The sequence below is a fragment of the Paenibacillus sp. J22P218 genome, assembly GCF_056269195.1.
In genome coordinates this window covers 316,527-331,411 of sequence record NZ_JBWDNL010000001.1, presented here as the reverse complement: position 1 = coordinate 331,411, position 14,885 = coordinate 316,527, and the positions used below count along the sequence as shown (strand labels likewise).

Below are 14,885 nucleotides of genomic sequence, written 5' to 3'. Positions count from 1 at the left end.
TTCAAGCCATATTAAATATTAATCTTTATTATATGCAATAAGGCGAGCGGTTGCAACCTCATTCGCAATCACGAATCCTCTGAAGCAAGCCGCTGCTTTAGGCTAGCTGTCAATACGCATCATCATCTCTTCAAGCAGCCGAATTCGGGCGAAGGATGCTCGCAATAATCCGATGCCGATCTCCGGATACAGCCTAATGAGCCGCTCCACTTGATCGCCGGCAAGCTTAAGCACGCGCACCTCGCCAAGCAGCGATTGCGCCGTTACCGACGAAGCCGTGCCATCGAGCGCTGAGGTTTCGCCGCATACATCGCCCGTTCCGAGCACGCCGATCGTCCCCTCCCAACCTGCCGCCGAGACGCTCGTCAGCTCGACATTGCCTTCCACGATCACATACATTGCAGGGTTCGGTACGCCGCGCTGCAAGAGCGGCGCATCATCCGGGTACAACTGCTCGACGGAAATATTAGCGATAAGTCCAAGCTCCTCCAGCGACAAGTCTGCAAAATAAGGGACCTGCCTCAAAAACACGACTTTATTCAAACGGGTCATCATCTGCTGGTCGCCCATATCCCCTTGTCCCCCCTCGGCTGCTGTAATCGAAATCGCTGCTTGATCGGGCTCGCCGCCCAATGCACCGGAAGCGATTTCCCGCCACCAGTCGTCTCGTGAAGTCAGAGCCGGTTCAAGCATCGCAATGGCGGCTTCGTCATCATTCACTTCGCCATCTTCATCGCTCTCCTCGTGCGTACTCACCATCTGCTGGGAAAGTCTTCTATCCCCTATGCCTTCTGCAAGAACCTCCCAAGCATTGCTTCGGATTTCTTCGTCGGGATTGTCTACCGCTCGTTTAATCGTATCAACGACCTGCTCATCGGCAAGCGCCGCGAGCACACTCCACGCACCGTCGAAAATGAAAGCACATACCTCTTTATAACGAAGCTCCGCGAGCGCCGCCAATTCCTCCCTACCCAGCTGCTTCAGGGCAATCGAGAATTTCGCGGCCACATTCAATTGGCTGATCCGATCGAGCACATCCTCAATCAATGTCGTTCGAACCTGCTCCTCAGGCAGCAGGACAGCCAAAGCCGATACGGTTGCTTTCCATCGTTTCGCTGACGCTTCCGGCAAGCTCGCCATCAGCGGTTCTATCGCTTCACTCCCCATATGAATAAAGCTCTGCGTCGTTGTCCTCAGCATCTCTTGGTCCATCAACGGCAGCTTCTCTAGAAGCTTAGGGATAATCGCGATATAACCAAGCTTCCCTAAACACTCGATGGCCGCGACACGTGATGCGGGATGCCCTTCCCAGACAAGCCTTTCCACCTTCGGAATGAACGTATGCAGCCCCAGCTCTGAAATGACCGGGCATAGGTATACGGACGTTTCATCTCCTTGATCCAATATCCGGTCAATGACCTCAGAGCAAGCCTCGATGCTCGGCTCATTATTGAAGCTGTACATTGCCTTTACCGCCTCGGCGACAACGCTCGGATGACGATCCAACAGCTTTTGCCTTAAAAAATAAAAAGCATGATGCTCCAGATGCTTCATTCTCGCAATCTGACGGACTCCCTCCGCACGCATCTCATCATCCGGATCTTCGAGGAAAGCGGCGACCTTCGCCATCGCGACGAGATCCGCTTTCTCAAGATTCATCGCTCTGACCGCAGCAACGCGAATCCGCGGACTCGGATCGTCCATCATCGCAAGCAGTTCCTCCGCATCTCGCGGATCCTGCATCCTGCCAATGAGCTGAAGCGCAATTTCTCTAGCTGTATCGTCCTTATGTTGCAGCAGGCGTCGCACTTCCGCCATAGCGGTAGAGTTCCCGACAAATTCTTCGAAGGATTCAGCAAAATCCTGTTCGCCGATCGACTGCACGCTATTCACAAGCTCGTTCATATAGTGTCGTCTTCCGAGCCACGCCAGGACGAACAGCAGCAGCGCTACGCCAAATCCGACAATGGACAAAGCCGTCCATGACAAGCGCAAACCCGAATGCAGGAACAATAGCCCCGCTCCGATCAGAATGCCAGCCGATGCCGCAATGCCTTGCGCCGCATACCTGTAGCTGTCCCTTTGCGTGAGAGGCAGCGTTTTGAAAAACAACTGATAGGCGGGCTCGGCCCAGTAATAATAGAGCAGATAGATTAGGATATAACCTCCGGATATGAAAGGAAGCGCTGCCGCACCGCCGATAAAGATGGAGGCCGCCGCGAATGAAATAATGTTGACGGCGGCTATCGCCGTCAGCATTTTGCTTGCGCCGAACCTCGCCATCAGTTTCCCCGAAACGATCTGCAATAGGAATGCGAGTATGTACAGCACCATCGTAATCATGCCGAAGTAACGGCTGAACGATTGCTCATCCGGATAGGAGTGCTTTGTGACAATGAGAAGCTCGTATTCAATCAAGAAATACAGAGCTGGCATTAGCGACATGATTAATATAACAATTAGTAGGAAAGGTGAACGCAACGCATGCTTGAACACCGTTCCGGTAGAAACCATCTCTTCCTCTTCCCGATCGGACTCAATCTTAAGCGACAACGGAACGAGATATTGAGTGATGACTTTATTGTAATTGCCCCAGGAGACCAGAAGAAACACGGCGCCAACGGCGTAAATTACGGCAGGTCCGAACACAAGGCTTATTAATTGTGCAAGCAAACCGGCAGTAATACCGCCAAGTGTGGTCGCTCCGATGAATACCGGCATCAGCCGCTTCGCCTGCTGGGTTGAACATAGATCGACAGCCAGCCCCCATAACAGAATCGTTTGCTGTCTGACGACAAAGTTGGACAAGATGAACATCACGGGATAAAACCATTTGAATTCAATGCCAAAGCTCTCAAAGCTCATTAAAATGATAGAGTTGACTACGACGATGCCGATCATAGTCCCGAACATGACCCGCATGAGCTGCGGCTTCGAAAGCTTCCCCGCAAGCCACGACAGCAGCCATGCCTCGAGCGGCAATAGAATCGCTTCTATGACATAAACATAGGAAAGATAGTCGCTGCCGAACCTCTGATTGAACAGCGCCATAAACCCGTTATAATTCAGCGTTTCCGCTATTCCGCAAATGAAGAATACAGGAGCCATCATAAGCAGCTTACGATAATCTTCCGGCCTGGAATTAATAGCGCGCAACAATTGTACTGCTTTCATAGCGATTAAACCGTATTCCGGACGTTAATCTCCCGGATTTCCTCTTCTTCATAATACGCCAAGTATTCGTCTATTCTCGTAAATGGCACTCCTATTTTCGCGGTATGTTCATCATGTGCTAGTCTATCGGATCGTAATTGTTCTACCGCCATTATAGTTGTTCCTCTCCTCTATGGTCTGATTATACCGCTAGTGTGCCATTCCAACCTTCGACAGCGCCTCTTTGGTAATATTCATCGCACAAATAGAAGTAGAGCTTCGCCGCTTTGTCGAAGCGGTTCACCTTAATGACTTCAATAAAGGTTTCCCTCGCATCAAAGAACCGCCCTTCTTGGCAGAGCGTAACGCCTCTCTCAAACATCGCTTTCGTTCGTTCCTTAAGCGCGCGTACCGAGTCCGAATCGCCTTCATATACGTCCACAAGCTCAAGAGGCTCATCCTTGCCATCAATTCTGACTCGGCCAAGCAACCGGTGACGGAACCTTTCCGGCGATCTCAGTTGATCAAAAAAAGTACGGGTAACGAGTATCGATGCGCCCATCGTATCGGACATGCGTTCCAGCGTCGCCGTAACGTTGACGTCATCGGAGATCACGTTTCCTTCCATCCTCTGTTCCTCGCCTACAATGCCGAGCATGAGCGGGCCTTTGTGAATCGCCATGCCCATATCAACCGGCGAATGGCCGGATGCCAGCAAGCTGTCGTTAAACGAAGACAATTCTCTGCGTATCGCTACGGCTGCTCGAAGCGCGTCATCCGAACGGGCAGGGAATAGCGCCATAAAGCCTGCGCCTAAATATTTACTGATAAGACCTTCTTCCTTGCGGACGAAGGGACTGAATCTTTTTAAAAACGAGTTCATAAAATCAAAGTTTTGCTTAGGCGTCAGTTGCTTGGACAATTGATTGAAGGAGCGAATATTCGCCACCATAACCGCCATATTTTGCTGAACCTGATCCCCTAGATGGATGTCTGTAATGCCTTTCTTTCCTAGGTACTTGAAAAACTGCTGCGGAACGAAACGATGCGATGCTTCGCTGAATGATGTGATGTCCTTAATATAGGTGCGGATATGGAGCGCCATTCGATTGAACTGCTCGCCCAAATCGCCCACCTCATCCTGCGCGCGGATATGAACCTTAACGTCCCAGTTACCGTTCGCCATTTCCATAACGCTCCTGCGGAGCTTGCGCAGCGAAGAGAGCAAATAATAGGTAACGGCCAATACAAGCACGATAACGCCGATGCTGATATAGCCGATATTGCGCATGACGCTCATGTAGATCGTTTGATTAGCTTGGTACAACACATTCATGTCTCGTCCTGTCTCATAGATGCCTACAAGCTTGCCCGTGGAATCATAGATCGGACCAATTGCATACAACCACTTGCCCGTGGTGTCTTCCCATCTGCCGGATACGATCTCACCCGTCTTGACGACCTGCTGGTCTGCCTCCTCGAGCTGGAAAGGCTTGTACATATTGACGCCGTCATCGTCGTCCATCATGATGAACATTTCGCCATTCTCATATTTGTAGAGCGTACTGTACAGTCCTTTGCGGTTCGCCGCATCCTCGCTTTCGAACAAGAAGTTCATCTTCTTGCTGATCGCCTGATAATCCTCGTTCATATAATCCCTCGGCGAAGTTAGACGGTTAAGCTGATCGCCGTTAATAATGTTCTGTCCGTTGCGCGCCAAGAGCGAAAGCTGCCGCTGCATCTCGTCTTCCATCCGTGAAGAGAAGCTGTCATAGATGAAGTTCGATAGCAGTACCATGGCGATTACGAGAATCGGAACGATAGCGAAAACTTGCTTGAAGAACAAGGAAATTCGGCGGTTAAGCAGGTGTATGTAGATCATCCGTACTAGAAGGACGACCACGATTAAGAACAGAGCCCCGGCGGCCCAAGTCAGCCAGCCCTGCCAAATCGACGAGCGGTTATAAGTGAGGTGAGTGATCGCCTCAGCAGCCGTTTTGTCAGCGCTAATCGTAATAATTCGATCATCGAGTGCCATGCTCAGACCGCCGGCAGCATCGATCGTAACATCCATAATTTCAAGATTTTCGGCATCAGGAGCTAGGCTAGTGAGGTCTGCCTCGGCAATGTCCGTGCGCAGATCGCTGGAGTCCGCAGCTTTCATGCTCGTAACGGCGTTCAAGAGCCTATCGATAAAATAAAGTCTGCCGTTCTCGTGCAGCTGCAGCCGCTCGGGGAAATTTTTGCGGGTACGATCCATCGTATCAAGCGGGTACACAAGCTTCGTGCTGCCATCCTTCAGCACATTAAAGATCGCGCCGCGTTTGGATGAATAGAAGATTTGTCCAGGCTCGTATCCGACGATCTCGGACATATAACGATTCTTTTCCATTTCAAAACTAAATAGTTCTTCGGGAGCGCTATCCTTTGCGGATATTCGGTTAAGCGTAATTCGGCTCTGCTCATCAAGATAGAAATAAACAGAATCTCCACTGACCTGCACGCCTTTTATTTGGCCTACGCGCTTATTCGTCCCGTCGCCTTTAAACGTATACAGCGTAGTCCCGACGGAGTCTCCCGGCAAGTATTGGATAATTTGCTCCTCTTGCACGTACAGGCCATACCCGTCCAACACCGTTTCAAGGACGTACATCGTGCCGTCAGGCGCTGTTGCTACATCCGTATAATCATGACGAGCGCTGCTGTCCAGACTTTGTTGTAATTGCTCCTTCATCTCGCCGTTGCCGTTAATGCGAGTCAATTCCTGCCTGGAATCGCCAATAACGTCCAAGCTTCCATCAGGCCCCGCTGACGCGCGCGACAAATAAGAGAGTGACGCTTCCTTCGTATATGGCAAAGCTTTGAACTGATCTATATTCGGATAGATCCAGAATCCAAGCCCTACAGCTATCAAGAGCAACAACACAATCCCCAAACCGGACTTTCGCATGCGCACCATCGCTTTCACTTGCATATTTTTTCTATTTCTATAGTACTACATGATACGTTATTTTACATCCCTTTCCTTGCGCGGAGAACATCGAATATTCCCGAATTTCGCAGGTTTATGTTGATGGGCTTAGCCGGCATATAGTACTATTAATAATAGTATAAAATGGGAGAAGCGATTCGGAAAATAATAGATTCGCTCTCGCGGAAAGGAACGTTATGGGACAACTCGTATGCGGTGGAGCAACGCTAAAATGCTCCTTCGGAGCCGCTCCTGGCATGCTGACCGTCTTGCCGCAGAACATGGTGATGACGTCAATGCCCATTGCCAACATTATGGACAACAAGCCTATGGTTAATATTCTCCCTTTCGGCATGTGCTCGTCGCTAGCCAATCCAACCGTTGCTTCGGCAACTGCCGCAGCATTTGGCGCATTGACTCCTATGCCCTGTATTCCGGTAACTGCCGCTCCATGGGCACCCGGATCACCAACCGTGCTGATTGCCAATATGCCGGCGCTTAACAACTCATCGAAGTGCATGTGCAATTGGGGCGGTGTTATCGAAGTTGTTAATCCCGGCCAAATAACGATACAGGTGCCTTAGCTATGATTGAGTCCATTCTTAAGCCGATATTCAAACCGATCAAGAAATACGTAATGAAGCCGATTAAGCAAGCTCGCAAGCTGCCTAAGCTGCTGTTGAAATGGCTTCGCAAGTTTCTCGTCACGGCCATATTCGGCCCTCTCCGTTCGCTTAACAACTATGTCAAGCTGGGAAGCTATTATATTGCGAAGAAGCTGATTGCGCTTGTTATCGTTTTAACGCTCATTATTGTTTATTTCGGTTTCATCAGTCCGCCGCCTCTGTTCAATAAGTGGTTCGGCAAGACGCCGGAGCTGTCGGCAACGGCCGCTGCGGACAAAGGGTTCACCGGTACGGCTTCTATCACTGATCCAGAGGGCAATCTTCTGTTCGAGGGCCAATTGGCGGACGGCTTGTACACGGGCGCGGGCAAGCTCTACTACCCGAACGGAAACTTGAAGTACAGCGGCGACTTCGACAAGGGCATGATGATGGGCCAAGGCGAGCTGTACAACGAAGATGGCGTTTTGCTCTATAAGGGGCTGTTCGCTGCCGATCAGTACGCTGGCGCGGGCACGGCATTTTATCCCAGCGGAAAGCCAGCTTATGTTGGTTTGTTCGCTGCAAGCCTGTACGAAGGCGCGGGAACGACCTATAAGGAAGACGGCACGGTCGTATATGCGGGCAACTTCATGAAAGACGTCTATCAAGGGGATGGCAAGCTATATAGCGGACCTGAGAAGCTGCTGTACGAAGGGCTGTTCAATAACGGCGTTTACGAGGGTGCAGGCAAGCTCTATGACAATAACGGAGTACTCGCCTATGAGGGGAACTTCGCAGCTGGCAAATTGACGGGACCAGGCAAGCAATATTTTGCAACCGGCTTCGTCAAATACGAAGGCGATTTCGTGAAGGGCGCTTATCACGGAACAGGAAGCTCCTTCAACGAAGCCGGCTCGCTCGTCTACGCAGGAGGTTTCGCTTCCGGCTTGCCGAACGGGATCGGCCAAGCGTACAACGCAAGCGGAGGCATAGTGTACGACGGCAAGTTCGTCAATGGCAAATATGAGGGCGTCGGTTCGTTGTTCGACGCCGACGGCGCACCGATCTATAAAGGGTTCTTCCGTTCCGGAGGCGTGTACGCGGAAGGGTTCATGAACCTATCGCTTGTGAAGCTGCAAGAGACGTTAGGGGTGGCCGACCCGCCGCCTCCTGCCGAGACAATCCCGCCAGTCGAGGAAACACCACCCGTTACGGACACGCCAGTAGAAGGCTCCATAGATGGCGAGCAAGTTGGAGACAATGGCGGCACGGGAACGCCTAGTACGGGAACTCCGACAGCAACGGATGCGCCATCAGACAGTTCAGGCACTCCTGCTGAGGAGACTGCTCCGGAGAATGAAGTCCAAGCGCTTAGCGCCGGATCGAACAATGCGGTGACAGATGCAGCATCTACCGAATCAGATGTCGCTACCGGATTGATTGACGGGCTTGAGGAAGAGATCCTTCCTATGTCGCTTACCTTCAGCTCCGCTCAGCTTTCATTCGTGCTTGAAGTCGATGCCGACAATCCGGAAGCCTATTATGTTCGCAAGCTGACGACATGGAACCGTATCGTAATGGAGCAAACCTATCAGCGGCTGCTGGATGCCAAAGCCGTCTCTTCGAAGGAAAAGCTGCCAAACGGCCGGACAAGCATCATGTTCAAATCCGGCAACGCCTTCCTGACCTTCCTCCTGAACAAGGACAAGCCGGTCAGACTTGAGATCAGCTACTATAACCCCGAGGAAGCGGAGTAACTGCTGTCCGAACTTAAAAGGCCCTCGCCGTATCGATATGGCGAGGGCTTCTTTTCTATTTGCACCTGCTGCATAAGTGCGCATACGCTCTTACGGACGCCATCAGTTACTCCGACTATAGCTATTAGTGCATATACGCTCTTACAAGACACTCCGGACGTGCTCCAAGAGCCTATAATCTATCAAAAAAAGCCGCGAGATAACGCTTCATTCGAAGCGTAAACTCGCGGCCTGATGACCGTTTATTCCTCCGAAGCAGCCGCCTCGGCCATTGCATCCGTTAATGAATCATTGTCTAGCTCGCTCTGCTGAGGAGCTGCGCCGAGGCTCTTGAACGCCCACCAGCGTACGGCAATAACCGATGCGGTAGACTCCATATCACCCTGCAGCTTCATGCCGATGCGGAACGTTCCTTTCTCGGGATAAACGATCGTTCCGAGCGATACGTTCGGAATGTCCGGTTCGAATTCCGTTCCCTTGAACACGTCGCTTTGACCGTAGTAGATCCGTTTCTGCGTAGCGTTCACATCGCCCGCCACAGAACGCTCAACTTCTTCCAGTCCTACGACGACCGATACTTGGCCTTCGCCAAGTCCATGGTTGATCTCGTCGGAGACGTAGTTCTTCTTGCCCCGAGAGAAGAAGAAACCTCCCGACTTGCCAATCGACTCCAGCAATACTTCCATTGTGCCGGTTGCAATCTCGTCATACAAGTGCTGCGGACGCGGAATGCCGAGCTTAAAGTCGAACTCGTTGCGATCCGGATGATATTGCACATCCAAGGAAGGTTTGGCCCCATACTCCAAATCTTCCGTTTCCGCGCTTGCATAGAACTTATGCAGCGACGAAGCGCGCGAAGTCTGGGAAAGCCTTTGCAGCAGAGAGGTGCTCTCGATGTATTCGCCGTAAGGAACACGGTCGACCTTCTCGATCATATAGGTCGGTCCCATCTGAAGCAGGCTGATCTTCGCTAGACAAATGCTTTGATCCGCCGAGCCCTCGACAGCCTCTTCCAGGCTGCGCTCATGCCAGTCCTTCAGAATGCGCTCCGCTACCGGCTCCTCCAGCACTTCAATCACATGTTTCGCATTGGAATCGAGCGGAATGACCGAATCTCCGATCGTCAGCTTTGCAGCCGAATTTGGCACAGTAAGCGAAGCAGAACCTCCCGCTTCAAGCGGCGCCTTCACATGGAAGCTGACCGTATATTCCGTTTCCTGCGCGTCGCCCGGCTCTGCGAACGATACGTTTTGCCCGTCATGGCCTACCGTAGTGAAGCCAACCGCATCATAGTCGTATTGGAAAGCAATGCGCGGCGTTTGGAGCGTCTTCTCAACGACGAGCTTAACCTCGACAACCTCGCCCGGGTTAACATATTTCGGCATGCGCTGCGTAATACGAACGCCTACATCCTCATAAATCGTCGTCACGTTCTCCAGCAAACGAACGAATTCGAAGGAGGATGGCGCCGGCGCCTCTTCTACGATAAACAAGCGGTATGACTCCAGCACGCGATTGTATTCGCTCACTTCATCGGAACGAATCGCCGAGTTGCCGACGGAATGAACCGGCTCTTTGCCCTTCTCATCGTATGAGACGCATAGATATACGTTTTTCTTATACTCATTGTTGGTGAAGCCTTCAATCATCGACAGCTTTAACGTTACCGGGGAAGGAATGACGAGCTCGCGGCCGATATAGTCGATCGCTACGCCCATCTCGACCGAAATCGTCTTGTCATCAACGGCGACAACCTGCATGCCCGACAATACGCCGCTTCCGTACAGCAGGCGATTCAACAATCTTCTTTTGTCGTTAAAATACTTTTGCTCCGATTCAAAGTCGCGCACCGTCAGCAGCTTGCCGTAAAAATACCGATTTCTCTCAAATGGATACAATCTCGATTTTTTCATCAATTCCCACTCCTTCACGAACTTCATCTATTATTCAAGCTCTGAATCCATCTCAAGGCGAGTATGTATGTCTATTCGCTTCTCCATGCCGACATCGACGATCAACGTATCGTTAGGCATCGTGCGGTTAGGGTTCAGCGTCATGAGCGACGGCTCCGTCAGCACGGTGTTGATGCCAAGGTAAGTATGAAGGTCCAAGTACATCCACGGCTGAAGCATCACAAGCTTCGCTTCCGTATAGGCCGGCTTCTGCTCCTCAATTAACTGCTCGATGACAACGCGCTGTTTCTCGTTAGGAGCTTGTTCTGGCCGAAGCAGAACGGTGAAAGTGTATGGATCGCCATCGTACAGCTTATCCGTAAGCTCCCTAAGCTCTGCATTGTCGCGCATGCCCTTCGTCTGGAAATATTCAATAATAAGCGGCGACTGTCCCGTGTAAATTTCGATCGTCTTCATTAGCCCCTGCCTTGTACCTCGGTATCGGTACAGCTCCGGCGCGGCTTTGATGAATGCTTCCACCTGTCCATCGGTCCAATAGTCGTCGGTTTCCAGGCCAAGCCAGGACGACAGCCACCTGAGATGCTCGCCTGTCGCCAGCTCCGGATCGAGATAGTCAGACAAACCGTTAATTTCGCTCTCTACCTCGGAGAACAGTGTGCCGAATAAAGATAAGTAACGCTCTAGAAAGTCGCGGCTAGCAGGGTCCTCCTGATATACCGCCGGCAAATACGATAAATACGTCTCACGCGGAAAATAAAGCCGCATTGTCTGGAGCAAAGGCGAATGCCTCTCCGTCCCGATCCATTCGATCTTAATCCATAAATATCGTCCCTTGGCACCAAAAAACAGCGAATCCTTCGGATTAATGACTGGCGGCGACCAGTAAGGCGCAAGCGCGTTCAGCTTGTCTCGATACGATAACGACGTATCAGCCAGCCAATCGTCGACCTTGCGATACGCTCCGTTAATGAGACAGCTCTCCTCGTTCAACGTGAAGTAGGACACCCTTAACTGCGTACCGTCGGGAATGAACGCATCAAGCGTCATTTTATGCCATGTCGTATCGGCTTCCGCACTGTCGTAAGCGCGCGATAACCACACACCCTCAGGTACTCCCGTCTCTTCCATCGCCAGCGTCTGGGGCTGCAGATTAAGCATCGTCACAACGCCCTCGTCGCCGTTCAGAATGAACATGCGGTCTCTGCCGTCGATAAGCAGTTGATCGGCTTTGCCTCGGAAGCTCGTAATTTTCCCTATTGGTTGACCGGCTGCATCGAGCCTGACGATAAATCGGTCATCCTCGCTTTCCTGATCCATCTGTCTCGAGTCGCCGATATAGAGCATACCAGAGCTATCGATACATAATCCCGCATAAGGGAGCGAGGGAAGATCTCTCTTCTCTGCTAGATTACCGATGTTAGTAAAGGCATACAGCTTAGCGAACAGCGTGTCGAAAATGTACAGCTTCCCGCTCGGGGACAGCGACATAAAGAAAGTCCGGTTCAAATGCTTCAGCTTAGCCCGCACCCGCTGCGTGAAGCTTGGATCGCTCCATACACCGGTCAAAGCGCCGCTATGCGTGAACAGCATTACCCCCAGCTTGCCCCCCTCGGGCACCGCTGGCTCATCGCCGCTCACATCGATCTCAAGCGGTGTCAGCACATAGATGTAGCGCTTATCCGAAGCGATCGCGATTGGATAAAGCGGCATACCGTCCGCTTGCTGGCCGGCACGGGACCACAACGTCTGGCCCGTATCCGTATGATAAGCCGCAAGCGTTAAATCGCCAGAGCGGTCGGCTGCGAACAGCAGGTCGCCGGAGGCCGCGAGCCTCGCATCGGCGCTGAATAAGCCATGTCCTTGCGTAAACAGCCGCTTATGGTCCATGTTTCTGCGATCATAGATCCATAGATCGGCCCGTTCATCAAGCAAGTACAACCGATCATGCTCGCCGATCGCAATCTCGCGAATCGTTCCCGTTCCATCTAGCTCGCTTAGCTGAAGAACACCGGCAATCCCGTACTTATTATCTCTTCGCACTCCGAAGCCTGCCGTGCGCGACTCCAAATTGTATGTGGTTCCGCGCCGCCAATCTTCCTCGCGATTAATCGAGAAATAACGATCAAGTCCGTTCAGACTCATCCCCTCCTTTGCTGCCGTCCGCGGTACGACATCATAGATGCGTGCTGCTTATCAGCTCAATTTCATGACTGCCCGAGAATACAAGGCCATGAGGCGGCAGGATCAGATCGCCTCCCGCGCTCTTCTTCACATGGGCGCCTTCCGCATCCAGCCACAAATCTTGTATGAACAAAACGCCGTTGCTTCCGCTAAGCGCATTATAAATATCACCCTTATACACCGCTCTGCCGAATGTCCAGCCCGGTGAGCCATCGTCTCCGTCAAGCGGCCGCAGCAGCCGCCTTAGCTGCTCTACGAGCCGCTCGCCTTCATCGATGAATTGCGGTTCAACAACAACGACCGCATGAACGGTCACTTTGATATAGACGGGAGGAATAACATGTACCTCGGTCGTGATCAGCCTCCGCGAATCGATATGCTTCCGTACCGTTTGCAAGAAACCGGCGCTTGGCGTCGGCGTCTCGCTTAAGCTGTAAGGCACAACGACAACCGATACTTGCCCGGCAGCCCGCTCTCTCGGATAATCGGCAAGTCCAGGTCTGTACAGCGGAATCGCCTGTACTCTGGCAACTGCCGCACCCGGCGTCTCGCGGGCGATCGTCTCGTAATCCTCATCGGTTACAGCGCGGAACGTACGCTTCAGCTCCGTCTGGGCGCGCTGCAGCGTCTCAGCAAGCGTCTCCGCCTCCGAGCCGCCCGCAGCATAGAATGGATTGTCAACCTTAATTCCGTTTTCGGCTTGCACGTTGCATACCCATTCCGTTATAAGACCGGACTTCACATTGCCTCGTTCGCCGCCGCCAAGCTCGCAGCCGATCAAGCAAATATTTTCTTCCAAGCAAGACGCTGGAATAGCGCCGCGCTCACCGTTACCGAAGTAGATTCGTCTTCCGGCCGGATCATATACATAATGGCGATCGCCGGGTCCTGAGTGATCGAAATCGTCAACCCGCGTCCAGTCAAACCATTTCAATTCTCCAGTTGCTTCGCTCTCTCCAACTTGCAGCTTAATGGCGTCCTTTTTTTTGCATGGGACGTCATATAAGTCGAATGATTGGCCGGGAAGTCCATTGCTTCGACCGACTAATCGCAGCAGATCGAACTTCGGCATACTTGCGATAATCCGAATCATTTGGCCTGCCTCCGGCATCACGCCGTCTACGCTGCCGCCAAAATGAACTTCCAAATAATCTTTGCCGGGGCTTCGCTTCACCGAATACAGCTTCGAACGTTGTTTCGTCAGATGGTCATTCTTCATGTCCGACGTCTCTTCTTCCTGCCAATACGTCCATGAAAAATCAATATTTTGCACTTGCACGCGGATTTTCCCGAACACGGATAAGTAGGTATCGCTCACGATCGACGTTTGCTCCCCGCCGTGGAAAGGCAAGTCGATCACCTCGCACAGCGTATCCCGTTGAACCGCGATCGTAGTATGAAGCATCAGCTGGCGTATGCGCGGAGGCATCTCGTAACCCGACTCCTCAAGCGTGCAGCATATCCAATAACGCGCACGATCGCTTGCCGGATGAACCGTTACCGCACGCATTGGCGCTCCGACGCGGAACGTCATTTTACCGCTTAGCGTCAAATGCAGCGTCTCGTCGCGCACGATGTCCAGCGGAAGCCAAGCCGCCGTCTCCGTTGCTTCGTCATAACCGTATATTTTCCAGGACAGCCTGGAGGAAGGTGTAATCACGGAAGCTGCAAGCAGCGGATCAAGGAGCTCTGACGCATGCCTCTCCTGTCCTTCATTCCCAGGTTGCATGAGCTCTATATTGAGCGTGATTTGCTCGCCGGAAATGAGTTCTCGGTCGAACGATATGTATAATTTGGATGATTGCTTCGCATCGGCGCCGAAAGCGTAGTAGACGACATCCGAATGTATATTGGATGCTGTCACATCATTCGCTTCCCGTTCCGTTCTTGTAACGATCCGGTCAAGCGACAGCGGAACGAGCTTAACCGTCGTATCCGTCTCGAACATTTGGTCTTCCGCCATGAGCTTCGTTCCACGCGGCAACGTCGTTTGCTCAGTTACGTTCGTGAACTGAATTAGCGCTTCTGCCGATTGCGTATCTGCCGGCGCAACGCCCAGCAAGTCTAGAAACTTACGACGGTTTTTGTCCGGAACGCGGCTTATGAAATAACGCTGCATCTCGGTCAACCATGCGAATAATTCAAGGAAGGTCATGCCTGGATCATGCGCGTTCTCATCGGTCCATTCAGGAACGCGTTTCGGTATCAGTCGTCTGGAATGCTGGACGATCTCGGCGAAGCTCCGATCGTCCAGCGGCAATCTAGGCAGCATAGGATGCCTCCTTTCCTTGCAGTTTTAAGCGGT

The 14,885-nt window shown here is 52.0% G+C and carries 7 protein-coding genes; 2 read left to right on the top strand and 5 right to left on the bottom strand.

What is annotated here, in order from left to right:
* Positions 1-102: 102 nt before the first annotated feature.
* Positions 103-3,174: an Npt1/Npt2 family nucleotide transporter gene (locus tag AC0YN0_RS01510; RefSeq protein ID WP_475819703.1), complete on the bottom strand. Its 3,072-nt coding sequence runs from the start codon at positions 3,172-3,174 to the stop codon at positions 103-105.
* Positions 3,175-3,355: 181 nt separating this feature from the next.
* A complete protein-coding gene (locus tag AC0YN0_RS01505) occupies positions 3,356-6,103 on the bottom strand; it encodes an adenylate/guanylate cyclase domain-containing protein (RefSeq protein WP_475819702.1) in 2,748 nt (915 codons plus the stop codon).
* Positions 6,104-6,321: 218 nt separating this feature from the next.
* Between AC0YN0_RS01505 and AC0YN0_RS01500 the strand changes: the two genes are divergently transcribed.
* Both AC0YN0_RS01500 and AC0YN0_RS01495 read left to right on the top strand, forming a co-directional pair.
* On the top strand, positions 6,322-6,708 hold the full coding sequence (locus tag AC0YN0_RS01500; RefSeq protein WP_475819701.1) for a DUF4280 domain-containing protein: 387 nt from the start codon (positions 6,322-6,324) through the stop codon (positions 6,706-6,708).
* A gap of 2 nt (positions 6,709-6,710) precedes the next feature.
* Positions 6,711-8,486, top strand: coding sequence for an MORN repeat-containing protein (locus AC0YN0_RS01495; RefSeq protein WP_475819700.1), 1,776 nt, complete (start codon positions 6,711-6,713; stop codon positions 8,484-8,486).
* 242 nt (positions 8,487-8,728) lie between these two features.
* On the opposite strand, the gene AC0YN0_RS01490 is transcribed toward AC0YN0_RS01495, so the two are convergent.
* Genes AC0YN0_RS01490 through AC0YN0_RS01480 form a run of 3 tightly spaced genes read right to left on the bottom strand, consistent with a single transcriptional unit; the run spans position 8,729 to position 14,852 of the window.
* On the bottom strand, positions 8,729-10,399 hold the full coding sequence (locus tag AC0YN0_RS01490) for a hypothetical protein (RefSeq protein WP_475819699.1): 1,671 nt from the start codon (positions 10,397-10,399) through the stop codon (positions 8,729-8,731).
* Between the two features lie 30 nt (positions 10,400-10,429).
* Complete coding sequence (locus AC0YN0_RS01485) at positions 10,430-12,541, bottom strand: phage tail protein (RefSeq protein WP_475819698.1); 2,112 nt, start codon at positions 12,539-12,541, stop codon at positions 10,430-10,432.
* A 31-nt stretch (positions 12,542-12,572) separates the two neighbouring features.
* Positions 12,573-14,852: a putative baseplate assembly protein gene (locus AC0YN0_RS01480; protein WP_475819697.1), complete on the bottom strand. Its 2,280-nt coding sequence runs from the start codon at positions 14,850-14,852 to the stop codon at positions 12,573-12,575.
* Between the last annotated feature and the right edge of the window lie 33 nt (positions 14,853-14,885).

Bases quoted from the DNA above. Each gene is read 5' to 3' on its own strand.
- AC0YN0_RS01510 (WP_475819703.1), bottom strand. From the start codon at position 3,174: ATGAAAGCAGTACAATTGTTGCGCGCTATTAATTCCAGGCCGGAAGAT.
- AC0YN0_RS01500 (WP_475819701.1), top strand. From the start codon at position 6,322: ATGGGACAACTCGTATGCGGTGGAGCAACGCTAAAATGCTCCTTCGGA.
- AC0YN0_RS01490 (WP_475819699.1), bottom strand. From the start codon at position 10,399: ATGAAAAAATCGAGATTGTATCCATTTGAGAGAAATCGGTATTTTTAC.
- AC0YN0_RS01485 (WP_475819698.1), bottom strand. From the start codon at position 12,541: ATGAGTCTGAACGGACTTGATCGTTATTTCTCGATTAATCGCGAGGAA.
- AC0YN0_RS01495 (WP_475819700.1), top strand. From the start codon at position 6,711: ATGATTGAGTCCATTCTTAAGCCGATATTCAAACCGATCAAGAAATAC.
- AC0YN0_RS01505 (WP_475819702.1), bottom strand. From the start codon at position 6,103: ATGCGAAAGTCCGGTTTGGGGATTGTGTTGTTGCTCTTGATAGCTGTA.
- AC0YN0_RS01480 (WP_475819697.1), bottom strand. From the start codon at position 14,852: ATGCTGCCTAGATTGCCGCTGGACGATCGGAGCTTCGCCGAGATCGTC.